Here is a 23,795-nt window from a genome sequence, read left to right as displayed (position 1 = left end):
TGTACGGCCACAAGGTCAGAGGGACCATGATACTTTTGTTTAATTCATTTGAGTTGTGCCGCCAAAAGGTTTGGCTTATCTCGTGGGGCGCATACTAACGGTACGTCTTATGGATAACCGTGAGAAAGATCTCACAAAGCTCTAAATTATCCAACTTGTTAAACATATTAATAGAATTTTTAACTATAGATCACATTTATTAGGTGATACGTCCTAGTAAATAATCCGGAGAGATTCAGCGTTATGGATCAAATGTCAGGTGCAGAGTGTCCTCTACATACATTAGACCGCACAGAGCAACCTCAACCAACGCCACTAGAACCGATGACGTTTCCTCTGCATGGTGCGAGGTTAATCGAGGCATCAGCAGGTACAGGTAAAACCTTCACTATTGCAGGTTTATATCTGCGCCTTTTGCTTGGTCACGGCAGCGCGGAAACTCGACATCGCGTACCGCTTACGGTCGACCAAATTCTGGTCGTAACCTTTACCGAAGCGGCAACTGCGGAATTACGCGATCGTATCAGGGCAAGAATCCATGATGCGCGAATCGCGTTTGCGCGTGGACAGAGTTCCGATCCGGTGATCCAACCTTTGCTTAATGAGTTTGACGATCACAAGCAAGCCGCAGAAATTTTATTGCAGGCAGAGCGTCAGATGGACGAGGCGGCAGTCTACACCATTCACGGTTTTTGCCAACGTATGCTAACGCAAAATGCGTTTGAATCTGGCAGCCGATTTAATAACGAGTTTGTGACCGATGAAAGCCACCTAAAAGCGCAAGTTGTAGCCGATTACTGGCGCCGCAATTTCTACCCGTTGCCATTTACTTTGGCTGGAGAAATTCGCCAGCTATGGGGCTCTCCATCTGCGTTGTTGTCTGACATCAGCAATTACTTAACTGGTGCGCCGTTAAGCCTTTCTGTTCCGGCAATGAAAGGCAGTTTGGCTGATCTTCATACTGAAAATTTGAAAAAAATTGATGAATTAAAAGCACAGTGGCGAGAAAGCCAAGATGACTTCTTGACGCTGATTTCAGATTCAGATATTAGCAAACGCAGCTACACCAAAAAGTCTCTGCCGACGTGGTTGGAGGCGGTAAACGCTTGGGCGGCAACGGAAACTACAGGTTACGATTATCCAGACAAGCTGGAGAAATTCGCGCAAAACGTCTTGTTGGAAAAAACACCGAAAGGCAGTGCGCCGCAGCATGCGGTATTTGAAGCCATTGAAACATTTCTTACCAACCCAATCAGCTTAAAAGCGCCACTGCTTGCTCATGCAATTGAACATTGTCGTGTGATGCTGGCTAACGCGAAAAATCAAAAACAGTGGCTCTCTTTTGATGATTTGCTGACGCAACTTTCTGCTTCTATCGATACGGACGAAAGCGAGCTTTTAGCGGCGCGTATTCGTACTTTGTATCCTGTCGCAATGATTGACGAGTTCCAAGATACTGACCCGCTTCAATACAGTATTTTCAGCCGTATTTATCTGAACAACCCAGAATGTGGTTTGTTTATGATCGGTGACCCCAAGCAGGCGATTTATGGCTTTCGTGGCGCAGACATTTTCACTTACATCAAAGCGCGTAACCAAGTAAGTGCCCACTACACGTTAGGAACCAACTGGCGTTCTAGCGCAGATATGGTGCAGGCGGTAAACCAAGTATTTGCTTTGCCAGACAGTCCATTTATCTATGATTCGGACATCCCGTTCTTACCCGTTAAGTACAGTCCCAATGCCGAAAAACGCATTTGGACTATGGGTGGCCAAAAGCAACCCGCGCTGACTTATTGGTTGCAAGAAGCGGACGATAAACCGCTACCAAAAGGCGAGTATTTGACTCGGATGGCGGAGGCGACCGCAAGCCAAATCCAAACCATTTTGACGCAGGCTCAACAGGGGCAAGCGTGTCTGGTGAATGGCGAAAAACAGAAAGCGGTTCAAGCGGGCGATATTGCGGTGTTGGTTCGAACAGGTAGCGAAGGTCGCATGATCAAACAAGCGTTGGCTGATCAAGGCATTGCCAGCGTGTACCTGTCTAACCGAGACAGTGTGTTTACCAGTTCAGTGGCGCAGGATTTACAGCGTTTGCTGCAAGCGGTGCTGACGCCAGAAAATGACCGTGCGCTGCGTGCAAGTCTTGCCTCTGAGCTGTTTGCCCTTGATGCAGCAAGTTTGGATGCACTTAATAACGATGAAATTGTGTGGGAAAACGCCGTAAACGAATTCAAAGAATATCGCAAACTTTGGGTTCAACGTGGTGTGCTGCCGATGTTACGCGCGGTGATCAGCAAACGCCATATTGCCGAGCGATTACTAGAAGAAGGTGCGAGTTCACAGGGTGAAAATGGTGAGCGAGTACTTACCGATTTAATGCACATCGGTGAACTGCTTCAACAAGCCAGTAATGAACTGGATAGCGATCACGGTCTGCTGCGTTGGCTCGCTCAGTCTATCAGTGATGCGGAAAACGGTTTGGGTGGCAGTGATGACCAAATCCAACGTTTAGAATCGGAACGTAACTTAGTGCAGATCGTAACTATTCACAAATCAAAAGGCTTGGAGTATGACCTCGTATTTCTGCCGTTTGTGTTCAGCTATCGAGAAGCCAGTGAAGCCAAATATTACGATGCAGCCAATGACCGCACGGTACTGGATATCACTGGCAACGATGCGTCCATGAAGCAAGCGGATAAAGAGCGTTTGGCGGAAGACTTACGCTTGATATACGTGGCACTAACGCGTGCTGTTTATGCGTGTTTTATCGGTGCCTCACCGTTGCGCAATGGCCGTTCGACCAAAGAGCCAACTGGTGTACACCGCAGTGCGATTGGCTATTTGATTCAAAATGGTCAAGAAGGTGGCATTAACGATTTGCACCAAGGTTTAACAAAGCAACAAGACGAGCTTGATTGTGTCGTTGTGGCCGATCCGCCGCAGCAACTCGAAGATAAGTACGTAGCGCCACAAGAAGAAATACACGATCTTAGTGCGAAAGAACTGCAAAACCCTATCGACAGAAACTGGCGCATCACCAGTTATTCTGGCTTGGTCAAGCAAGGCTCTCATCACGCCGAGCATGATGCCACGATTGAGATTACGGGTTTTGATATTGACTCATCTGAAGAACAAGACGAAGCGGATTTGGTGGAGCCAGAGCATTCTATTTTTACCTTCCCTCGTGGTGCGCGTCCGGGTACGTTCCTGCACAGCCTGTTTGAGGAAATTGAATTTACTCAGCCAGCCACGACGGAAGAGAATACACAAATCATCCTTGGCTTGATGGAAAGCGAACAGCTCGATGAAGAGTGGTTGCCCATTTTACAGCAACTGATTGATACCGTACTCGCTACGCCGTTGGATGGTAAGTCTTTGCTGCTGAATCAAAAAGCACCGTCGCAACGTTTGGTGGAGATGGAATTTTTGTTGCCGATTGAAGTTTTGTCTGCACCGGCGTTAAACCGAGTCATTCAACGTCACGATCCGTTGTCGGCGAAAGCGGGGGATTTAGGTTTCCAAACCGTGCAAGGCATGCTCAAAGGTTTTATCGACTTGGTGTTTGAACATCAAGGTAAATACTACGTGCTTGACTGGAAATCGAATCATCTTGGCGACGATGTGACGCACTACCATGGTGAGGCTCTGAAATCGGCGATGGCGGATCACCGCTACGATTTGCAGTACCAGATTTATGCGTTAGCACTGCATCGTTTCCTACGCAGCCGATTGGCGAATTATCAATATGATCATCACTTCGGTGGCGTGTATTACTTGTTCTTACGCGGCATGGATGGGCAGAGTGACCACGGCATTTTTGCTGCGAAACCAACCTTAGACTTCTTACAAGAGATGGATCGTTTGATTGATGGTCAAGTACTTGAAACGCGCTCAACTCAAGCCGGGCAGATGGAGCTACTTTAATGACGACAAATCACAATCTTCATTCTGGCCAAGATAGTTTATTGGTAGTGCTGGAACGCTTGGCGCACAAAGGTGCTATTCGTCAGCTCGACTACCAATTCGCCTGTTTTATTGATTCTCAAACGCATGATGAACAGTCGGACAGTCAAGCATTGGCGTTTATCGCGGGTGTTGTCAGTAGTGAGCTTGGCAAAGGACATATCTGTCTGTCTCTGTTCGATGCACAAGGGCAATCTACGGATTTAGCCAGTAAGCTAGGGCTGTTTGGTGAGTCGGCATTGGCGCTCAACACACAGTTGCAAGACATAGACTGGATTCAAGTATTAAAAAATTCCACCGTGGTCGGCGCGCAAGGAGAAGCCTTGCCGCTGATGTTCGATGGCGAGCGTCTGTATCTGCACCGCTATTGGCATTATGAAGTGACACTGGCGGAAAAGCTCAATCAGTTGGGCGCCGCAGTTAACTTGCAACCACAAGAGTTTGTGCGATTATCCGAGTTGCTCAACCATCTGTTCGCACGCCAATACCATTTTCTGTTTAACGCGTTGGGCAAAGCAGTAGAAGCGGGAAGCAGCAACCAAGTGTTGCGTCAACAATTGGTGTGTGATCACCTTGATGTGGTCGCAAGCGAATCGTTGGATTGGCACGCCATTGATTCCGTGCTTAGCAATGCGCGCAAGGTTCAGGATTTGCATCAACTGGATGAGCTGGTGCCACTTTCAGCTTGTGTGAACTGGCAAAAAGTCGCGGCGGCGGTTGCGTTAACTCGTCGATTTGCTGTGATTTCTGGTGGCCCTGGTACGGGTAAAACGACGACAGTAACCAAATTGCTTGCTGCTTTGATTGAACAGGCGACACACGAGAAAAATCTAACCATCAAGCTGGTGGCCCCGACGGGGAAAGCGGCGGCGCGATTAACCGAGTCCATTGGTAAAGCAGTGCAAGAACTGCCAGTTTCTCCGGAGCTAAAAGCCAAAATTCCGACTGAATCGAGTACCTTACATAGGTTGCTGGGCGCGATTCCTAATAGCGCAGAATTTCGTCACAACAAGCAAAATCCACTGCATTTGGATATTTTGGTTATCGACGAAGCGTCGATGGTCGATTTGCCAATGATGTACAAAGTGGTCGATGCCTTACCGAAACATGCGCGGCTGATTTTGCTAGGTGATAAAGACCAACTTGCCTCAGTTGAAGCAGGGGCAGTGTTGGGTGATATCTGTTCATTCCATGCATTGGGTTATGGCAAAGAGCAGGCGTCAGCCATCGCAAAACTGACGGGTTTCGATACTTTAGCCCATACAGGTAACAGTGCATCTAGCATTGCTGATAGTTTATGTATGTTGCAAAAGAGCTACCGATTTGACGCTCGCTCAGGCATTGGTCAGTTGGCAAAAGCGGTTAACTCAGGTTCTGCTGCGAGCGTAGACAACGTCTGGGCGCGTGACTTTTCTGATATCGAACATTTCGCACTAAGTAGTCAACATTACAACCAAATGATGCAGACATTGGTGCAGGAATACGGTCGTTACCTCAAACGCATTGGACAACAAGAAATCGATCCTAAAACCGGAGAGCCAGAGTCGCTAACGCACAAAGCCAAAGCGGTGTTAGATACCTTCAACCAATGTCGACTGCTGTGCGCGATCCGTGAAGGTGACTTTGGTGTGGCTGGGCTAAACCAACGTATCGAGAAAGCGCTCGCGGCGCGCAAGTTAATTCAAGTTCAGGATGAAATTTGGTATCACGGCAGACCTGTCATGGTTACGCGTAATGATCATGGTTTAGGTTTGTATAACGGTGATATTGGTATTTGTATGCGGGATGACAGTGAAGAAGAACCGCGTTTGAAAGTCTTTTTTGAGTTACCTGACGGCAGTGTGAAATCGGTCTTGCCAAGCCGAGTACCTGAACATGAAACGGCTTACGCCATGACCATCCATAAATCGCAAGGCAGTGAATTTGATTACACCCTGATGATTTTGCCTCCAGACTTTAGCCCGATATTAACCCGTGAGTTGATTTACACAGGCATTACCCGCGCGAAAAAGCGTTTAGCTCTCTATGCCGAGCTCAATGTTCTGAAGCGAGGCATTAAGGTGAAAACGACTCGTGCGAGTGGGTTAGTAAAGCGGCTTACCAACTAAAACAAGAAGACCGAGCTTATGGCTCGGTCTTCTTTTATGCATGTTTTGCAAACGCATTGGTAAAAGACACGCTGCGTATTTTGTATTGCTGTTGATAAGCAAGAATAAAATCTCGGATAGCGTCATTTACGGGGAAAACACAGTGGACGTCTAGGCCTTCTAAAAACTGATTGTCAGCCATATCCCAGAAGCTTTGAAGCGAATTACAAATGATTGTTCTCATAACAGTGCTCGTCTCGGCTTATTTAAAGTCAGATTAACAACTGTCCTTGGTGTGCAATACGGAGCTAACTAGTTTTTCAATTGCCCAGTATTTTAGGGTGAAGGCTACATTACATCACCTAGATCCATTCGTATTGGTTAAAAACCAATCACTAGCGAGCAGAGTATAGCCAACCAAATGTATATTTAAAAGATAAAATTGGAACGAAAATCAAGCAATGGTTTGCGTATTTCTAAGTTGGTGTTTATATGATGACTCGCTAGTCCGGAGTAGGGTTTATGTGTGGCCTTACTCCTAAACAAACTCGATGTGCAGGGTTGAGCGTTAATGAGCTGAATCCCGCACCTTGAGGTTTTGGTATAGCGGAGCGTTAAATTTTGCTTCGTGATTTAAGGTTAAGCTACAAATCTAGCGCTAAGATTTTTGACTTACGCTGGAAGTTATATAGCCCTTGTTTGGCTCCGGGCAAATAGTCGACACTGACTTCGTAAAAACCTTGCTCTCTGAACCAATGCAGACTGTGTGTCGTGAGGACAAAAATCTGATCAATGGTTTCGGATTTAGAACGATGTTTCATGTAGTTGAGCAGTAACAAACCTCGGTTCCCATCACGATAGTCAGGGTGAATCGCTACGCAAGCCATCTCAGCTTTGCGCTCTTCTGGGTATGGATAAAGGGCAGCACAGCCAATAATCAAGCCGTCTTTTTCGATGATGGTAAATTTTCCAATCTCTTGCTCTAGCTGTTCTCGAGAGCGCCTAACCAGTACACCTTGTTCTTCTAACGGGCGAATGAGGTCTAAGATACCGCCAATATCGTCAATATTAGCTTGCCTCACTTGTTCAGCACTCGCCATAACAACTTGGGTACCGATACCGTCGAAAGAGAACAACTCCTGAATTAAGGCGCCATCTACTTTATAACTGATCAAGTGGCTACGAGGCACTCCGGCACGGCAAGCGGCAATAGAGCCTTTAAGAAAGCGCAGTGTCCCAGTGTTGTAATCTAGGTCAGGAGACGTATTTTCAGAAAGCGTTTTGATGACATGCTCCGCCTCAATTGGTAGTAACTCGGCGACAGCATTGCCGTTGTCATCAATGACACCTTGTTCGGAGCAAAAACCAATCAGCTTATCCGCACCCAGCTTTATCGCTAGTTGGGTGGCGACTTCTTCCGATAATAAATTGAAGCACTCGCCAGTCACAGAGCTCGCAATGGGGCCAAGTAGCACAATAGAGCCTTGGTCGAGCGTGCGATTAATCGCGTCGGTGTCAATGCGGCGAATACGTCCACTATGGCAATAGTCCACACCATCATCAACGCCGAGTGGTTGGGCAATGATGTAGTTTCCGCTAACGACATTGAGCTGGGTACCTGCCATCGGAGTATTGTTGAGGCTCATTGATAGGCGCGCAGTAATCGCAAGCTGAAGTTGTCCGGCAGCTTGCATAACAACAGATAAAGCCGATTCATCCGTAATGCGGATATTTTTGTGGTAAGGCGTAGTGAGGTCTTGTTTTTCTAGCAGCTGATTAATTTGAGGACGTGCACCATACACCACCACGACTTTGATTCCGAGGCTGTGCATGAGTGCGATATCATTAATAATGTTGCCAAAATTTTTGTGTGCGACGGCTTCTCCGCCCAGCATGATCACCATGGTTTTTCCGCGGTGAGCATTGACATAAGGTGTTGATTGACGGAATCCTTTTACGAGAGCAGTACTACGAATTTTCACTACAGCCATTCCCTTGTTTAATTATGTTAAAATAATGCCTTTTTATTCATTTGGTGGCAAGGTGAAATTTTGGAATAAAGCACAAACATATTGAGGTAGGTTCTTGGTCCCGTTAAAAGGGAAGGTTACAATGGGTGCGTCTTTCCTCAATACGTGAACCTCATGTCTTCTGCTGTTAATAAGAATGCTGCGATCACTGCTTCCAATCTGTCAAAAACGTCATCTAAATCAATGCTTCGTAAGTGGCTAGAGCGTTCTCTCATGCTTATAGCGATAGTTGGAACCGTTGTCGTGTGCATGCTGTATAGTGATTTGATTACTCGAACCATTAATCCGCCCATTCCCAAATCGACTATTTATGGTCGCTGGGTTGAGCAAGATGTTGCGCCTTATGCTCGTGAAGAATTTGTGTTGAGTGAGCGCGGTGTTACCGTAAATGGTTCTACAGTGGCGACCAGTTTTGAATTCGATGGGGATTCGTTTTCGTATCGAGTGGGTTCAAATGAGCGGCACTTCAATTTTGTGGGTAAGCAGCATGCAGAAATGAAGCTGGATGCCAATGCGCATTATCTACCTGTATTCCGTTTAGAGGGGCGTGCAAGGATTGCGGTAAGATAGTCGTTTTTATCATTGTCTGTTAAGCAGAGATCTCTTGCGTCTGTGAGTCACATGGATGATCACAATTTCATCTCTCAATCAGTAAATCTTACTTTCAAACATAATCCGGACAATTCCGTAATTCTTCCGCTGCTATCATGTTGCATTAACTGAATGAATTCACAACGAGTAAACGGATTGGCTTAGCGTTGAAACATTTTGTCGTTGCTTTTCAATTGCACCGTATGCATTTGTTTGCCATCCTTTTGCTATTCTCTTTTACGGAAAAGACACGTGTTAAAAAAACTCCTTCCTATTATATCTTTGAGCCTACTCTTTGGCTGTGCTCAACAAAATGATCGTGCTCAGCAATATCTTGATGGTGAGTTTCCTCAGATCCTCAATAAAGTGGACGTAGTTGAGTCTAACAAACCACGCGATTTTACTGAATTTAACAAGCAAGCTGAGCAAGTGGTGATAAAGTCACCATCCATGGCAAAGATGTACCAACCGCTATATCAACGATTAAGTGAGTGGGCGCAACAGAGCGGAGATACCAGTGCGTTGAGTGCGTTTGGCATTCAAGCCGCGCAACTGGGTGGTGGTGATAAAAAAGGTAATGTGCTGTTTACCGGATACTTTTCTCCCGTGATGGAGCTGCGTCATACACCAAACGACATTTTTAAGTACCCAGTTTATGGCAAGCCAAACTGCTCATCAGATTGTCCGACTCGCGCGGAGATCTACAACGGGGCATTAGATGGCCAAGGTTTAGTGCTAGGTTATGCGCCTAATCGTATTGACCCGTTTATGATGGAAGTGCAGGGCAGTGGCTATGTGCATTTTGAAGATGATGATACGTTGGAGTACTTCGCGTACGCAGGGAAAAATAATAAAGCTTACGTTAGTATTGGCCGCATTTTGATTGAACGTGGTGAAGTCCCGCGTGAAAAAATGTCCCTCAAAGCAATCAAAGAGTGGGTGATGGACAACGACGATGCGACAGTGCGCGAGTTGTTGGAGCAAAACCCTTCTTACGTTTTCTTTGCGCCAAAAGCGGAAGCGCCAGTAACGGGGTCGGCTGGTATTCCTTTGTTGCCAATGGCCGCGGTCGCGGGTGACCGTTCTATCTTACCAATGGGCACACCAATCTTGGCGGAAGTACCATTGCTGAATGCGGATGGTACGTGGAGCGGTGCGCATCAACTGCGAATGCTGATCGTTTTAGACACTGGTGGTGCGGTAAAACAGAACCATTTGGATCTGTATCATGGCATTGGTGCGAGAGCAGGAACGGAAGCAGGGCACTACAAGCATTTTGGTCGAGTTTGGAAACTTGGGCTGGAAAACTCACCAACTCAAGCGCCTTGGGCTTTGCCGCCAGAAAAGCTACAATAGCGACCCAAGAAAGAGGAACCGCCTCTTATCTAGACATTTCATCAAAGAGTGCGTATAAATCGCACTCTTTGTTTTTCTATCGATCATCTGGACTTCAATATGCGTGAACTCGATACCCCAGCATCTGACAGCTACAATCAACGCTTTGGCGGCACTCGTCGTCTTTATGGCAACAGTGAAGTGGACATTCTTCGCGCTGCACACGTTTGTGTTATTGGTATTGGTGGCGTGGGTTCATGGGCGGTCGAAGCGCTGGCCCGTACTGGGATCGGTGAGTTGACTCTGATTGATATGGATGATGTTTGTGTCACGAACATTAACCGCCAAATTCATGCGATGACGGGCACCGTTGGCCAAAGCAAGATTGAAGTGATGGCCGAGCGTGTCAAATTGATCAACCCAGAGTGTAAAGTCAATCTGATTGATGATTTCATCACGCCAGACAATCAACATGAGTACTTAAGCAAAGAGTTTGATTACGTGCTAGATGCGATTGACAGCGTAAAGGCGAAGGCGTCTTTGTTGGCGTATTGCCGCAGCAACAAGATCAAAGTGATCACCACGGGGGGCGCTGGTGGTCAGGTTGACCCAACGCAGATCATGGTCGCTGATTTAACGAAAACGATCCAAGATCCTCTAGCGAAGAAAATCAAAGATACCTTGCGTCGTCATCATAACTTCCCTAAGAATCCGGCTCGTAAGTTTGGTATTGATTGCGTGTTTTCAACCGAGCAGCTGAAGTATCCTCAAGCAGACGGTTCAGTGTGTGGTGTGAAGTCGACAGCGGAAGGCCCAAAACGTATGGATTGCGCTAGCGGTTTTGGTGCGGCGACTGTCGTAACTGCAACGTTTGGCTTTGTCGCGGTATCGCGAATCGTTGAGAAGTTGATTTCAAAATATAAGCAGTAAACTAGAAGAAGAGCGCATCATGACAGATTTTCCCGTTTCTCCATTTGGTACAGATATCACCAGCGAAGACATTGTAGCGACTATGCAGCAATTTAAAGGCTGGGAAGATCGTTACCGTCAGGTTATTCAGTGGGGTAAAAAGCTGCCACAAATGCCAGAAGAGCTGAAATCAGAACAAGTTACCGTTTCGGGTTGTGAAAGCTTGGTGTGGTTAGTGAGCAAAGAGCAAGATGGCGTTTGGCATTTTTGTGCGGACTCCGATGCGCGTATCGTCCGTGGATTGATTGCCTTGGTTATGGCTGCTTATGACGGTAAAACGGCCGATCAAATTCAAGCATTTGATATTGATGCTTATTTTGAACAACTGGGGCTTGTCTCCCATTTAAGCCCGTCACGTGGTAATGGCTTGAAAGCTATTGTAGAGCAGATTAAGCAAACCGCCGTGTAACGAGTCATTTTCCCAATTCTTAAAAAACGCCGAATAGCCTAGCTGTTTGGCGTTTTTTGTATCTGAGTTGAGATATTTTTTGCAAATGGATAAAAAATATGCAAATGGACGACTATTTTAGCGTTAATTAACCATTCTATTGATCCTGGTTCATTATATTGCCCACTTGGTTTTTATAAACTCAATTGTATTTAAAATTTGTCTATATTAGATAATAGACATATGCCCCATTCGCTCCTATTCCCCAATGTGGAAACACACTTGGAAGCGATTGGGTTACTTAGATACAAATGCTAGGAACCTCCCTATATGCAATTCACCTTGGAACATGCGCAAGACGTGTTATCCGGAATGCCAGACCCCACTTTTATTCTGAGTGAAGATGGTATCTATATTGATGTTTTTGGAGGAACAGATAAAAAAGCCTATCACGATGGAAGCAATTTGATAGGTAAGACACTTCACGGTGTACTTGAAAAAGATAAAGCTGACTGGTTTATCGAGCAGATCAGTCGATCACTGAAACAAGACAGTATTGTGACTATCGAGTACAAGATGTGCGCCGACAGCATTCAGGGAATAGATGCTAACAGTGGGCCAAGAGGCGACCTATACTACGAAGGCAAGATCTGCCCACTCGCTATAAAATACCGAGGTCGTCGCGTTGTCCTTATTCTTACACGCAACATCTCCAATCGCCACCGAGTTGAAACCCTTCTTCGCCATCAAAGCCAAATTGATGCTCTTACCAACATCTACAATCGACGTGTCTTTTTCGAAAAGCTCACAGAAGAAGTTATTAAATCCCAAGCTCCAGATTATCGCTCCGCGTTGTTATTGTTTGATTTGGACTTTTTTAAAGTCATTAATGATAAACGTGGTCATGATGCGGGGGATTATGTCTTAGAGACGTTAGCTGATTTGGTTTCTCACTTACTCGTCAAAGACGAAATTTTTGCAAGAGTCGGAGGGGAGGAGTTTGCGATTATTTTGCCTGAAACTTCTATGTCGGCGGCGAAAGAGGTAGGAGAGGAAGTACGTTCCCACATTCAAAATTGTCAGTTCGAATTTGAAAAGATTGAAATTCCGGTCACGGTGAGTGTAGGCGTGGTGGAAATAGGCAGAAACGAAACCACCAAACGTTTGTATGCGCATGCAGATAAAGCGCTTTATGCTGCGAAAAGAAATGGCAGAAATTGCGTGGCGACTCTGGATAGGCAGATGGAGTAACCTTGTTGGTTACTCCAAATCAAACCGTTGACGTTATAGCATGTCGACGGCTTTTTCTACGGCGGCGATGAGTCTATCCACATCTTCAGCCGTGTTATAAATACCAAAAGAAACGCGTACCGTGCCTTTAACGTTTAGCGCATCCATCAATGGGTGAGCGCAGTGGTGTCCTGCTCGTACCGCAATGCCTTGTTGATCAAGCAGCGTCGCCATGTCTTGGTGATGAACGCCGTCCATGACGAACGTCAGTACAGAGGCATTCGGTTGATAGCCTAGAATATGGATGTCATCCAAAGCGCTTAGTGCTTGGTAGGCCTTATCCTGAAGCACATGGAGATGATCCTCTACTTCGTGATGGTTAAAACCTTGGTACCACTCAATGGCTTTCGCTAGAGCAATCGCGCCCGCAACGTTTGGTGTGCCCGCTTCAAATTTACCAGGAAGTGCAGAAAACGTCGTTTTCTCGAAAGAAACACGTTCAACCATTTTACCGCCGCCGTGCCATGGTGGCATGGCTTCCAAAAGTTTAAGCTTGCCGTATAAAACCCCAATGCCTGCTGGTGCATAAAGTTTGTGACCTGAGAAAACGTAGAAATCGATATCTGATGTCGATAAATCAAGTTGCTCATGTACGATGCCTTGCGCGCCATCAACTACAACAACCGCGCCAACGTTGTGCGCCAGTTCAGTGATTTTTTCGATAGGTTGGCGTGTGCCTGTTACGTTGGTTATTTGTGCGCAAGCAACAATTTTACAGCGGTCAGACAGAAGCGCCTCAAATGCACTGATGTCGAACTGGCAATCTGATGTCATCGGAACTTTAATGACTTTAGCACCCGTTTGCTCTGCCACGATTTGCCAGGGCACGATGTTGGCGTGGTGCTCCATCTCGCTAATCAAGATCTCATCACCTGGTTGTAACGTGCTACGGGCGTAGGTTTGAGCAATTAAGTTCAGTGCTTCGGTTGCGCCCCGTGTCCAAATGATCTCTTTAGAGCTGTTTGCACCAATAAAGCTTGCCACTCGTTCTCGTGCCGCTTCAAATTGGCTGGTGGCATTAGCCGTTAAACTATGGCTGCCACGGTGAACATTGGCATTTTGCGCACTGTAGTAATGACTGATGACATTAATCACACATTGCGGTTTTTGCGTTGTCGCTGCGCTATCTAGATACACTAAGGGCGTATCGTTGACGGATTGGTTTAGAGCAGGAAATTGCTCGCGTACAGCATTTACGTCAAACATTATTCTTCACCAAGCTTGTGGTAGTGCAGAGTAGGCAGAGGGATCATTGGTTCAGCAACTGACCATGCGTGTTTTTTACCTGAGAGTTGAATGATTACTTCCATCGCGAACTCTAAAGCTGTACCCGGACCTTGACTAGTGATCAGGTTGTGGTTGATATCAAAGGTCACACGTTTACTGCGCCACTTCTCTACCGGGATATGCGACTGAAAGCTCGGGTGACAGGTCATCAGTGATTGTGGGAAAAGATCATGGTGTTGCAATACCAACGCTGGCGCTGCGCAGATAGCAGCGACCAATTTTCCCTCATAGATGTGCTGCTTAAGGATTTCTATCATCACCGTACTATCACGGAAAATTTCTGCACCACCAACACCACCAGAAAGCGCTATGGCATCAAACTCATCATCAGCGATATCGACCAGCTTACAATCTGCCGTTAATGTGACTCCGCGAGAAGCTTTCATCGTCAATGAGCCATCAAAAGCAGCACTCGCTACTGTAACGTCATAACCCGCGCGAACCATCATGTCGATAACGGTGACGGCTTCCATTTCTTCGGTGCCCGGAGCGATTGGCACTAAGATTTTCTTACTCATTGTTCTGTCCAGCTTTGTTCTATTTGTTTGATGCGTTGGTAAAGTTTTAAATTCTCAGGCGTATTGATGCGATGTTTCTCGGCAGTCTTTAACAAGTATCCGGTTATAAAATCAATTTCCGTTCGACGCTGATGGAATACGTCTTGTCTCATTGAAGAATAGTTCTCAGCTGTGGCGTTCACCACTTGCATTACCGTATCGAAAAGAGAGCGAAACTCGATAGCAATACCTTCTTTACTCATTACTTCAACCAGTTCTTGAGTGATGCTTTCAAGTTGTATCTTAAACTCGGGCTGCGCAAGCTCACCATTCTTACACTGGTGAATCGCAGTCAGTGGGTTAATCGCGCAGTTAATTGCTAACTTAGTCCATAACGCAGATTGGATGTGTGGATTCCAAATGGCCTCTGGAAGGGCATGAAGCATAACATCTTGCAGAAAAGCGCACTGCATTCCTTTGTCATTATAACCACCCACTTGCGTTGTTCCGTGACCGGTATGCAGTACGTGTTGGTTATCTGGTTTGTATGCGCCGTGCGTCGTTGTTGCGAGCACTATCGGATTGTTTGGCACAACCTTCTCCAAGGCAGAGGCAGTACCCATACCATTGTGCATCAGCATGATAATCGTGTCTGTATTGATATGAGGCAGTAAAGGCTGAATGGCGTCTTCCACTTGCCAAGCTTTTACCGTGATCAAAATGAGATCTGCTTGATTTACTGAGGAAATATCTTGATTACTGAATACGTTTGCGGGTGTGTCATCCAACTGAAGTGATTGTTGGCTTTCAGAACTTCTTCCCCACAATGAAACATTGTGCCCGGCAAGCTTAAATTTTGTTGCCCAGAGTGAGCCCACCGCACCTGGACCGAGGATAAGGATATTCACCAAACGCTCTCATTAAAAAGGTTTGCTGCAAGGATAATGAGGGAAAAAAGGAAAGCAAATAAAAATGGCGCCGAAAGGCGCCATTTTTGAGCAAACTTAGTGGTTTCAATTAGAACTTGTAAGTTACAGCTAGGTAGTGGCTTACACCAGTCGATTCTAGCTCAACACCTGGAGCAACTTGTAGACCGTCTTTTACGCCATATACTTCTTTGTATGCTTTCAGGCCGTAACCAACCGCGAAGCGATCTGAGTGCCAGTAAATGCCGTTGAACATTGCACCACCGTTTGACGCGGTAGTACCAAATTTGTTACCAGCATCATCATCCATACCGAATTGGTAATCAATGTAACCTTGGTAAGAGATGAATGAACCATTGTCGAAGAAGTAGAATGGTTTGAACCAGTTAGTCGAGATTTGGAAACCGTTCCAACCTTTGTTGTTGCCATCGTAAGTGCTGTACAGGTTTAGGCCGATTTTACCTAACCAAGGAACCATTACATCAGAACCTAAACCGATTTTCTGGTTGTTTACACCACCGTTGTTACCGCCCCATTCCATTAGAGATGCAATGTATAGCTCTTGAACTGGACCGAAAGATAGGTCTTTACCAGTTACGGCATCTAGAGACATACGTGGTGCAAATTTCATGAACATCTTGTCAGGAGCGCCGTTCTCAATTGACTTATCTTGGTTATCTTTAGTCGCTAGGTTAAATACGTCTACGTAACCGTATAGGTCGAAAATACCAGAGCGACCGCCAAATTCCATTTCTAGGTAATCGTGAGCGTTGTCGTCAGCGCCTTTAACTCGTGGCATTTCATCAATTGAGTACATGTAGTTGAACTGCATCCACTTGTAATCGTTTTTGTGGATATCGCCGTCAGAGTAATCTGCCGCCATAACTGGAGCTGAAGTAGCCGCTAGAAGGCTAAGAGCTAAAAGTGATTTACGCATAAGGGGACTCTCTATGTTTGTAATGATTCAGAACACGCAATCTATGCTGCGCTTTCCAATTGGCGGGAATAATAGCGATAAAAATCCCAAATGAAAGTGATAAAGGGTGCAAAATTGAACGTTTTTGGTGAGTTGTGTCACGAAATTATCTTTATTTACGGAACTTTTTGTTTGTTGCATTTGATTGCAATAAATATGTGATTTAGATCGTTTGCGTGAGCGATTTTATGACTTTTTAAGCCAGTCGATTAACCAACATAAATCGTTAGTGATCGGAGTGATAAGGGATTCGTATGTATCCGTGAATCAAAGAGGACGTTTGAATGAAAGAAGTCATGTTATTCCCACTCACTTCAGTTGTACTCCCTGAAGGTAAAATGAATCTGCGCATTTTTGAGCCACGATATAAGCGAATGGTAAAGGAATGCAGCCTACAAAATGTGGGTTTTGGAGTTTGCCTAGTAGGAAGTGAAGGTGACCCTAAAGACGTGGGTAACGTTTCATCTATCGGAACTTTGGTCAGGATCGTTGATTTTGAAACACTCAGTGATGGCCTTCTTGGTATTACAGTTGCTGGTGAGAAACGCTTTGTTGTTAAACGTGTTCGTGCAGATGCGGATGGCTTACGCCATGCAGAGGTTGAATGGTTAGACAATTGGCAACATCCAGACAACTCACCAGATTTCTTCTATTTAAGCCAGCAGTTATCCCATGTTTATGAAGAGTTTCCTCAACTTGGAAGCCTCTACCAGCATCGTTTTTACGATGACTCTGCTTGGGTTACTCAGCGTTGGCTTGAGTTACTACCCTTAGACTGCAATCTGTTCGAACAGCTAGTCGGCGCAGAGGACTGTATTCCTGCGTTGCAATTTCTGACAGAAGCCATAGAAGCCCCGACTAACAAAGAGGCAAGGATATGAAAGGATTTAATAAAGCTGCGCTAACTATTGTTGCGACATTAGGACTGGCGGCGTGTGGCTCCGACAGTGACACTATCGAGTATTCCAATTTACAAGCAGTGCACGCGTCTTCTGATGCGCCGCTTGCAAATGTGTGGATCAACGATAAACCATCATTAACGAATGTTGATTATGGTGTGGGATCTGGCTACGTTAAATTGCGAGAGGGGATGAATTCGATTCAGGTCGATGTTCAGCTCCCAGGTAATGAAACCGCGACCGTAATACCTAAAACAGAACTAGATCTTGATTCCGACCTCAATTATAACGTGTTCGTTGTTGGCGATGCCGATGGTTCGCCAAACCCAGTTGAGCCTTTAGTTGTGACTCGCAGCTCCGATTCAATGGCTGATGCCAATAGTCTAGATGTTCAAGTTGTTCATGCAGCTTCAGGCGTTCCTGCTGTTGATCTTTATGTCACTGAGCCAGGTGCTGCTCTTGCTAGCGCGACTCCAATAACTAACCTTGCTTACAAAGCTTCTACCGACGTATTGAACATCCCAGCTGGTGAGTATCAAGTTCGACTTGCCGTAGGAGACAGCGTTGCTTTTGACTCGGGCACAGTATCTCTTGCGGCTAATTCCAACTTGACGATTGCCGCTATCGGCACAGGAGATTCGAATAGCACGTCACCTGTCAAACTCTTGGTGTTGGACGGTTCGGGCTCTTCTATAATTGAAGATATGGGCAGCCAAGCTGAAGTAAGAGTCGGACACCTTGTCGATGGAGCGCCAGTCGTCGATGTTAACGTTAACGGGGCGGCCTTCGCTCCTCTTGCCGACTTAGCGTTCAAAGAGATTCGTGGTTATTTGGATCTTGCTGCTGGCGCTTACGATATTGACGTTTACGTGGATGGCACAACAACTAATCCGATCATAGATGTTGACGGTTTAATGGTTGCGGGTGGAATGGATTACAGTGTTTACGCAGTCGGTGTTGTTAGCCCAGCGATTGATATCGAAGCTCTGGTTGTTGAAGATATGAGACGCGCTGTGGCGACTAGCGCGACGTTGAATGTGACACACGCGGCGGCTAATCCTATAGCGGAAATGGTGGATATTTACCTCACTACGAGTACAGGAATAGATGGAAGTGATCCAACTATTGCTAATTTTGCGTATAAAAATAGCGTACAAGGATTATATGTCGCTGAAGGTACATATTATGTAACGGTAACAGTGGCTGGTAACCCAAGTATTGTTGCGGTTGACTCAGCACCAGTCAATGTAATGAACGGTGTTGTGTACCAAGTCGTTGCCATTGATGATGGGAACAACGGTGGTTTCAACTTGTTGGTCGATGACGTGACCGATTAGGACGAATGGGAGGAGGAGACTCCTCCCACAAATTAAGGCCGATTATGATGAGTGATAGCCCGAAAAAACTGGGGCGCAGTGATTGGAACGATTACATGGATAAAGTGAAGGATCGAGACAAAGATGCGTTCGCTTTTGTATTCCGTTTTTACGCACCCAAGCTGAAGCAATTCGCTTACAAACATGTTGGTAATGAGCAAGTTGCTATGGAGATGGTGCAAGAGACCATGGCGACAGTTTGGCAGAAAGCGCACCTCTATGATGGTGAAAAGAGCGCGTTATCGACTTGGATATATACCATAATCCGAAACCTTTGTTTTGATCTGCTGAGAAAACAGAAAGGTAAGGAATTACACATTCATTCTGATGACATTTGGCCGTCAGAGTATTATCCACCTGATCTTGTTGATCACTATTCACCAGAACAAGATATGTTGAAAGAACAGGTGGTTAAGTTTTTAGATATATTACCGAAAAACCAGAGAGATGTTTTACAAGCGGTATATCTTGAAGAGTTACCTCATCAACAGGTCGCGGAATTATTTGATATACCCCTCGGTACCGTAAAATCCAGGCTGAGGCTTGCAGTAGAAAAGCTAAGGCATTCAATGCATACGGAGCAACTATGAACAAACACCCAGATAACAGCTTGTTAGAAGCATACGCTTCGGGAAGCATTGATGCAGTTTCTGGTCTTGTGGTCGCAACCCATTTAGAAACATGCACCAAGTGCCGAGCTTATGTGAACCAAGTCGAAGCAAGTCAAGCGAACATCGTAAGTGACATACCTTCTGAGTATGTTTCTGAATTTGACGACATGTTCAATGACATCATCAACGCGGAGCCAGCGACTGATAACATCGTGATCCGCGACTCTGCTGCTGTTAATGTGGCAGGAAAAAGCTTCGCTCTTCCTAAAACCTTAGCGCGTTTCTCTGACCTCGTAGGGTCATGGAGAAGTTACGGAGGCAAGGTTTTCAGTGCTCAGATTGACCTAGGGGAAGACGCTCGTGTCAGCTTAATGTACATCGGGGAAGATGTGCAAATCCCTCAACATACGCACAAAGGCCTGGAGTCTACATTGATCCTACATGGTGGATTTAGTGACGAGGATGGCCAATATGAAGAGGGCGATTTGATGATTAGAGACGCATCAGTGAAGCACAGCCCTTACACTAAGGCCGGAGAAGACTGCTTGTGTTTAACCGTATTGACTGAGCCGATGATCTTTACTCAAGGCGTGGCACGTATATTTAATATGTTTGGTAAAGGGTTATACCCATAGACCTCTTATCTTATATCTCGCAAAACAAAAACCACCGAATTCGGTGGTTTTTTATATGTTTCGTTAATGCTTGTGACGTGCTTTTTCCAATAGAGCATCAAAGTAATGTCGTAGCGAGTACAACATAATCAAGCTTGGCACGACCATGACAGCGGTAAGCACGAAGAATGTGCTCCAATCATTGAGATAATCCACTAGCTCGCCACTGAAAGAAGCAAGAGTCGTCCGTCCGAAGTTTCCTAGAGAGGCAAGCAACGCATACTGAGTTGCCGAAAATGCTTGCCCGGTTAGAATCGTCAAAAATGAAACAAAAGCGACAGTTGAGAAAGCAGTCGTAAAGTTATCGACAATAATCGTGGCTAAGTACAAGTGCTCGTTTGGGCCTACCGAAGCAATCCAAGCAAACATCAAGTTACTGGCAGACATCGCAATACCGCCGATCATTAATCCACGTACAATACCAAACCTAACGTTGAACATGCTTCCGACAAAAGTAAAGAAGATGGTGGCTCCCCAACCAATCAGTTTGGAGTAATAGCCAATTTGTTCATTGCTAAAACCAATATCTTTATAGAACGCGATCGACATCCTGCCCAAAAACGCTTCGCCAATTTTAAATAGGAAAACGAACAGCAACAGAGTAATCGCGACACGGACGCCATTGCGATTAAAGAAATCAAGGAAAGGTTCTACAACAGTCACGGTAAACCAAGCTACGACTTTTGAACCAACCACTTCTTTGTGGCGTTGTTCAGCGGCAGACTGAAGTTGTTCGCGTTGAGTCTTCGGTTCACCGACTAAAATCGTAAAGACCATTAGAATGCCGACTATCACCGCCATCCCGTAGTACACACCATTCCAACCGACACTGTCAGCATTAACAAACGCTAAATAACCCGGTAGTGAATAACCTGTCCACCAGCCAATGACCGCCATTGCAGAAGCTTGAGGCAGTTTAGACTCTTCTGACTTTGGGAAAGTATCAATACGAAAAGCATCAATTGCGATGTCTTGTGTCGCTGAAGCCGTTGCAATGCACAAGGCGAGTAGTGACGCAAACACCAAGTTTTCCGCTGGATTAACGCCGGCAATAAATAGGGTAGCGACGAGTACGATACTTTGGCAAAAGAAAATCCAGCTACGTCTTTGCCCCAGCAGTCTAAAGAGGACTGGCAGCTTCACGCGGTCAACCAGAGGTGCCCACAGAAAGTTGATCGCATAGACCGCAAAAACGCTACCAAAATAGCCAATTGCGGAGAGGGTCAAGCCGGCATCTTTTAGCCAGCCTGACATGTTTGAACCGATAAGAACCCACGGAAAGCCGCTAGAGCAGCCCAGAATGAAAACCCACATGAGTCGTTTATCGAGGTAACTTTTTACCGTTTCCAACCAAGTGATGGAAGGTAATGAAGACATAAATCAATCCAATAAAATGAAGCCGTTGAAAGAGAAAGCCCTTCGATTATTCAAAGGGCTTATCGTTTTGGCTATTTAAGTAGTATAGCTTTGGTGATGACGATTTGCGTCTCTGGTACATCACGCATTCGGCCTACTGTTGTGGTCGGCTGCTGAGCCATTTTCTGGATAACGTCGAACCCCTCAGTAACCTCACCAAATACAGCATAACCTGGTGGTCGAGCGCCATAGTTGAGAAAGTCATTGTCGACTAAGTTGACGAAAAACTGACGAGTTGCAGAGTTTGGTGCATTAGTTCGTGCCATGGCGATGGTAGCACGGTCATTGTTTAGACCATTATTTCCTTCGTTTTTGATTGGCGCGTATGTTTTCACCATCTGCATATCTTGGTTAAAGCCGCCACCTTGTGCCATGAAGCCTGGGATAATACGATGAAAAATAGTACCTTCGTAGCTCCCATCTTCTACATATTTCAGAAAATTAGCGACAGTGATAGGTGCTTTCTCTTCGTTTAACTCAACCGTAAATGAGCCAAGTGTCGTTTCAAACGCTACTTTTGGTCCAGCCCAAACGCTGCAGCTGAGTAATGCTAAAGACAGAATCGCTTTGCGTAACATTAGAAACGCTCCTGCATGTATTGACGAAGCTCAGGGTCATTGGCAATCTCTTTAAGCGTTAATGTCACCACATCATTCAATGTTTCTTCAATATCGGCATCAGAAGCACTCAATGTGCCAGATCGCTTTGCTGTACCTGTATAAGTTTTGACTAGCTTGCCCTCAGGTGTCTCTGCTGTGATTTCCAGCACAACTTTAGCATCCATCTCATTTTCCATCACCGAATGCTTCACGTTGACCAACGCTTCTTGAACGCTCAATTCAATCGCGTTATTGCTGTTTAGATCCGCATGGAAACCTTGAGATGAGAATTGCTTCTCTAATGCTTCTTCTAACGCAATACGTAAATTCTGTTTAGCATGAAGAGGAAGAATGTTCGAACGGCCGTTATCCACCAACGCCACGTACTGCGCTGCACGTACATCTTTGCTGGTCAAACTGTAAGTCTTGCCTTGAACAATTGGATTGGTGCTCAATGTGCTTTCTGGCATCAGGTTCAGCTGAGGTTGTTGAGGGGCTGAACACGCAGCAAGCAACGCAACCGAAGCCGCAAGTACCAATTTTCTCATTTTATTATTCCTTTTAACTATTTTGCTAAAGCTTATTTTGCGCTTAATTTAGCAGGATTTTTTGTAGCCTGTAAAATCACAAACTTATTGTTGGAAGCGATAAGTTTCACATTTTTATCGCCAAACAGACGTTTGAGTTTTGCGTCGTACCCGAGGTGACGATTTCCGATAACCAGTAAACGGCCATTTTCACTTAATACTTGTTTAGCATCGCAGAACATTTGCCAAGCAATATGATCGGTGATTGCCTGTTGTTGATGAAACGGTGGATTACACATAACCATAGAGCTGCTGCTGTGTTTAAAACCGTCCAAGCAATTGTTCGCTATGCACTGTATGTCTCTATTTTCACCAAGGTTGTCGAGTAGGTTCTGTTTTGCCGACTCAAGCGCCATAAAGCTTTCATCAACACATGTTAGCCGAGTATTTGGATTCAACTGACCAAATTTAACAGACAAAACACCATTGCCGCAGCCGAGGTCGATGACATTGTCTATCGAAGGGTCTTGAGGCAGGTGCTGCAGCATAAAGCGTGCACCTAAATCTAAACTTTCTCCTGAATAGACATTTGGCATGTTCTTGAGTTCGATATCTTCGCCATCAACGCGCCAAGTCGTGAAAGGCATTACTTCAATCGGAGGCTCAACTGTTGCTTGAGAAAACACCAATCTGTGCTTTTTCCAGGCCAAAGATGTTTTTGTTTCGCCTAAGTATTTTTCAAACAGTTTTAGCGTCGAAGTATGAATGTCTTTCGCTTTATTGACTGCAATGACGGGGCAGGAAGCCGGTAGCGCCTTTCTTAATTGGCTTAGTATCCACACTAGATGGCGGTTACTTTTGGGCAGTTGCAGCAAGACGAGATCAATATTGGCAGGAACGAGGTCCATCGTGGTGGCAAACGCTACTTTATTGCACTGGTTTTGCTCGAGATTTTGCTGTGCACCTTTATGTGAGATGAATGAATCACTCATTAGCGTTACATGGTGCTTTTCCGAAAACCAGCAGGAGAGGGCACCAAAGCTGTCATTAATCACGAGGATGTTTTGATTGTCTGGCAAAGCAAGCTCTTCAACATGATTAATAAGATACTCATCACCGGCATCCCACGCTTGTAGCGTTTCGTTACTACGTTTTGGGAAACGATGAAGTGTTAAGATTCGCTCGTGAAGGTTCAGTTCGGTTTTCATAGCTAAATGTAAGTTGATTTAGAAATTAAGTGTTATTGTCGCAAATGATGACGTGTCGAGATACAAAAAGCTGTCAAATTTTACGAGTTCAGTGATGGCTGCTCTCTAGGCATGTTCATGGAGTCGAGCGCCTTGAGACAATA

At 45.5% G+C, this 23,795-nt stretch carries 21 protein-coding genes; 11 read left to right on the top strand and 10 right to left on the bottom strand.

Features of this window, described 5'->3' with window-relative positions:
• Positions 1 to 252: 252 nt before the first annotated feature.
• Positions 253 to 3,927: an exodeoxyribonuclease V subunit beta gene (recB, locus tag KI742_RS12390; protein ID WP_285385517.1), complete on the top strand. Its 3,675-nt coding sequence runs from the start codon at positions 253 to 255 to the stop codon at positions 3,925 to 3,927.
• The gene (gene recD, locus KI742_RS12385) at positions 3,927 to 6,074 is read left to right on the top strand and encodes an exodeoxyribonuclease V subunit alpha (protein WP_285385498.1); all 2,148 of its coding nucleotides are present in this window, start codon (positions 3,927 to 3,929) and stop codon (positions 6,072 to 6,074) included. The genes recB and recD overlap by 1 nt, the downstream gene beginning before the upstream one ends.
• Before the next feature lie 34 nt (positions 6,075 to 6,108).
• Here the strand turns inward: recD and KI742_RS12380 are convergent, their stop codons facing one another.
• Positions 6,109 to 6,297, bottom strand: coding sequence for a hypothetical protein (locus KI742_RS12380; protein ID WP_005380230.1), 189 nt, complete (start codon positions 6,295 to 6,297; stop codon positions 6,109 to 6,111).
• A 400-nt stretch (positions 6,298 to 6,697) separates the two neighbouring features.
• Positions 6,698 to 8,035 carry an amino-acid N-acetyltransferase gene (gene argA / locus KI742_RS12375; protein WP_012841478.1) on the bottom strand — a complete coding sequence of 446 codons (1,338 nt, stop codon included), beginning with the start codon at positions 8,033 to 8,035 and terminating at the stop codon, positions 6,698 to 6,700.
• A 162-nt stretch (positions 8,036 to 8,197) separates the two neighbouring features.
• On the opposite strand from argA, the gene KI742_RS12370 reads away from it, so the two are divergent.
• The 5 genes from KI742_RS12370 to KI742_RS12350 all read left to right on the top strand — a co-directional run bounded on the left by KI742_RS12370 (position 8,198) and on the right by KI742_RS12350 (position 12,617).
• On the top strand, positions 8,198 to 8,653 hold the full coding sequence (locus KI742_RS12370; protein ID WP_005380234.1) for a DUF2850 domain-containing protein: 456 nt from the start codon (positions 8,198 to 8,200) through the stop codon (positions 8,651 to 8,653).
• Between the two features lie 273 nt (positions 8,654 to 8,926).
• Entirely contained in the window at positions 8,927 to 10,030 is a 1,104-nt protein-coding gene (mltA, locus tag KI742_RS12365; RefSeq protein WP_238966867.1) for a murein transglycosylase A, read from the top strand.
• A gap of 99 nt (positions 10,031 to 10,129) precedes the next feature.
• Entirely contained in the window at positions 10,130 to 10,939 is an 810-nt protein-coding gene (gene tcdA / locus KI742_RS12360) for a tRNA cyclic N6-threonylcarbamoyladenosine(37) synthase TcdA (protein ID WP_005391724.1), read from the top strand.
• 19 nt (positions 10,940 to 10,958) lie between these two features.
• Positions 10,959 to 11,387, top strand: a complete 429-nt coding sequence (gene csdE, locus KI742_RS12355; protein WP_005391725.1) for a cysteine desulfurase sulfur acceptor subunit CsdE — start codon at positions 10,959 to 10,961, stop codon at positions 11,385 to 11,387.
• Positions 11,388 to 11,696: 309 nt separating this feature from the next.
• Complete coding sequence (locus KI742_RS12350; protein ID WP_285385500.1) at positions 11,697 to 12,617, top strand: GGDEF domain-containing protein; 921 nt, start codon at positions 11,697 to 11,699, stop codon at positions 12,615 to 12,617.
• A gap of 33 nt (positions 12,618 to 12,650) precedes the next feature.
• Here the strand turns inward: KI742_RS12350 and csdA are convergent, their stop codons facing one another.
• From csdA to KI742_RS12330, 4 genes are all read right to left on the bottom strand, one after another.
• The gene (csdA, locus tag KI742_RS12345; RefSeq protein WP_213962823.1) at positions 12,651 to 13,862 is read right to left on the bottom strand and encodes a cysteine desulfurase CsdA; all 1,212 of its coding nucleotides are present in this window, start codon (positions 13,860 to 13,862) and stop codon (positions 12,651 to 12,653) included.
• Positions 13,862 to 14,461: a DJ-1 family glyoxalase III gene (locus KI742_RS12340; RefSeq protein ID WP_213962822.1), complete on the bottom strand. Its 600-nt coding sequence runs from the start codon at positions 14,459 to 14,461 to the stop codon at positions 13,862 to 13,864. The genes csdA and KI742_RS12340 overlap by 1 nt, the downstream gene beginning before the upstream one ends.
• The gene (panE, locus tag KI742_RS12335) at positions 14,458 to 15,348 is read right to left on the bottom strand and encodes a 2-dehydropantoate 2-reductase (RefSeq protein WP_285385502.1); all 891 of its coding nucleotides are present in this window, start codon (positions 15,346 to 15,348) and stop codon (positions 14,458 to 14,460) included. Before panE ends, KI742_RS12340 begins: the two co-directional genes overlap by 4 nt.
• Positions 15,349 to 15,457: 109 nt before the next feature.
• Positions 15,458 to 16,303, bottom strand: coding sequence for an outer membrane protein OmpK (locus KI742_RS12330; protein WP_005391741.1), 846 nt, complete (start codon positions 16,301 to 16,303; stop codon positions 15,458 to 15,460).
• 323 nt (positions 16,304 to 16,626) lie between these two features.
• Here KI742_RS12330 and KI742_RS12325 point away from each other — a divergent pair, with 323 nt between their 5' ends.
• The 4 genes from KI742_RS12325 to KI742_RS12310 are packed head-to-tail and all read left to right on the top strand — an operon-like array spanning position 16,627 to position 19,863.
• Positions 16,627 to 17,223 (top strand): LON peptidase substrate-binding domain-containing protein, encoded by a 597-nt coding sequence (locus KI742_RS12325; RefSeq protein WP_025768231.1) that lies wholly within the window; start codon positions 16,627 to 16,629, stop codon positions 17,221 to 17,223.
• On the top strand, positions 17,220 to 18,578 hold the full coding sequence (locus tag KI742_RS12320; RefSeq protein ID WP_285385504.1) for a DUF4397 domain-containing protein: 1,359 nt from the start codon (positions 17,220 to 17,222) through the stop codon (positions 18,576 to 18,578). The genes KI742_RS12325 and KI742_RS12320 overlap by 4 nt, the downstream gene beginning before the upstream one ends.
• A gap of 44 nt (positions 18,579 to 18,622) precedes the next feature.
• Positions 18,623 to 19,207, top strand: coding sequence for an RNA polymerase sigma factor (locus tag KI742_RS12315; protein WP_017636022.1), 585 nt, complete (start codon positions 18,623 to 18,625; stop codon positions 19,205 to 19,207).
• Complete coding sequence (locus KI742_RS12310; RefSeq protein WP_005380256.1) at positions 19,204 to 19,863, top strand: ChrR family anti-sigma-E factor; 660 nt, start codon at positions 19,204 to 19,206, stop codon at positions 19,861 to 19,863. Before KI742_RS12315 ends, KI742_RS12310 begins: the two co-directional genes overlap by 4 nt.
• A gap of 63 nt (positions 19,864 to 19,926) precedes the next feature.
• Here KI742_RS12310 and KI742_RS12305 read toward each other — a convergent pair whose 3' ends face one another.
• The 4 genes from KI742_RS12305 to KI742_RS12290 all read right to left on the bottom strand — a co-directional run bounded on the left by KI742_RS12305 (position 19,927) and on the right by KI742_RS12290 (position 23,652).
• Positions 19,927 to 21,279 carry an MFS transporter gene (locus KI742_RS12305; protein WP_238970074.1) on the bottom strand — a complete coding sequence of 451 codons (1,353 nt, stop codon included), beginning with the start codon at positions 21,277 to 21,279 and terminating at the stop codon, positions 19,927 to 19,929.
• Positions 21,280 to 21,350: 71 nt separating this feature from the next.
• Entirely contained in the window at positions 21,351 to 21,896 is a 546-nt protein-coding gene (locus KI742_RS12300; protein ID WP_238970073.1) for a peptidylprolyl isomerase, read from the bottom strand.
• On the bottom strand, positions 21,896 to 22,465 hold the full coding sequence (locus tag KI742_RS12295; RefSeq protein WP_005380259.1) for a YajG family lipoprotein: 570 nt from the start codon (positions 22,463 to 22,465) through the stop codon (positions 21,896 to 21,898). Before KI742_RS12295 ends, KI742_RS12300 begins: the two co-directional genes overlap by 1 nt.
• A 32-nt stretch (positions 22,466 to 22,497) precedes the next feature.
• The gene (locus tag KI742_RS12290) at positions 22,498 to 23,652 is read right to left on the bottom strand and encodes a class I SAM-dependent methyltransferase (protein WP_213969794.1); all 1,155 of its coding nucleotides are present in this window, start codon (positions 23,650 to 23,652) and stop codon (positions 22,498 to 22,500) included.
• Between the last annotated feature and the right edge of the window lie 143 nt (positions 23,653 to 23,795).

The sequence above is a fragment of the Vibrio sp. D417a genome (assembly GCF_030248595.1).
GTDB classification, from domain to species: Bacteria; Pseudomonadota; Gammaproteobacteria; order Enterobacterales; family Vibrionaceae; genus Vibrio; species Vibrio alginolyticus.
The sequence above is the reverse complement of the archived record's forward strand: the minus strand, read 5'-3'. Positions and strand labels throughout refer to the sequence as shown.

Excerpts from the sequence above, each read along its gene's own strand:
- recB (WP_285385517.1), top strand. The coding sequence starts at position 253 with ATGTCAGGTGCAGAGTGTCCTCTACATACATTAGACCGCACAGAGCAA.
- recD (WP_285385498.1), top strand. The coding sequence starts at position 3,927 with ATGACGACAAATCACAATCTTCATTCTGGCCAAGATAGTTTATTGGTA.
- KI742_RS12380 (WP_005380230.1), bottom strand. The coding sequence starts at position 6,297 with ATGAGAACAATCATTTGTAATTCGCTTCAAAGCTTCTGGGATATGGCT.
- KI742_RS12370 (WP_005380234.1), top strand. The coding sequence starts at position 8,198 with ATGTCTTCTGCTGTTAATAAGAATGCTGCGATCACTGCTTCCAATCTG.
- tcdA (WP_005391724.1), top strand. The coding sequence starts at position 10,130 with ATGCGTGAACTCGATACCCCAGCATCTGACAGCTACAATCAACGCTTT.
- csdE (WP_005391725.1), top strand. The coding sequence starts at position 10,959 with ATGACAGATTTTCCCGTTTCTCCATTTGGTACAGATATCACCAGCGAA.
- KI742_RS12350 (WP_285385500.1), top strand. The coding sequence starts at position 11,697 with ATGCAATTCACCTTGGAACATGCGCAAGACGTGTTATCCGGAATGCCA.
- csdA (WP_213962823.1), bottom strand. The coding sequence starts at position 13,862 with ATGTTTGACGTAAATGCTGTACGCGAGCAATTTCCTGCTCTAAACCAA.
- KI742_RS12340 (WP_213962822.1), bottom strand. The coding sequence starts at position 14,461 with ATGAGTAAGAAAATCTTAGTGCCAATCGCTCCGGGCACCGAAGAAATG.
- KI742_RS12330 (WP_005391741.1), bottom strand. The coding sequence starts at position 16,303 with ATGCGTAAATCACTTTTAGCTCTTAGCCTTCTAGCGGCTACTTCAGCT.
- KI742_RS12325 (WP_025768231.1), top strand. The coding sequence starts at position 16,627 with ATGAAAGAAGTCATGTTATTCCCACTCACTTCAGTTGTACTCCCTGAA.
- KI742_RS12320 (WP_285385504.1), top strand. The coding sequence starts at position 17,220 with ATGAAAGGATTTAATAAAGCTGCGCTAACTATTGTTGCGACATTAGGA.
- KI742_RS12315 (WP_017636022.1), top strand. The coding sequence starts at position 18,623 with ATGATGAGTGATAGCCCGAAAAAACTGGGGCGCAGTGATTGGAACGAT.
- KI742_RS12310 (WP_005380256.1), top strand. The coding sequence starts at position 19,204 with ATGAACAAACACCCAGATAACAGCTTGTTAGAAGCATACGCTTCGGGA.
- KI742_RS12305 (WP_238970074.1), bottom strand. The coding sequence starts at position 21,279 with ATGTCTTCATTACCTTCCATCACTTGGTTGGAAACGGTAAAAAGTTAC.
- KI742_RS12300 (WP_238970073.1), bottom strand. The coding sequence starts at position 21,896 with ATGTTACGCAAAGCGATTCTGTCTTTAGCATTACTCAGCTGCAGCGTT.
- KI742_RS12295 (WP_005380259.1), bottom strand. The coding sequence starts at position 22,465 with ATGAGAAAATTGGTACTTGCGGCTTCGGTTGCGTTGCTTGCTGCGTGT.
- KI742_RS12290 (WP_213969794.1), bottom strand. The coding sequence starts at position 23,652 with ATGAAAACCGAACTGAACCTTCACGAGCGAATCTTAACACTTCATCGT.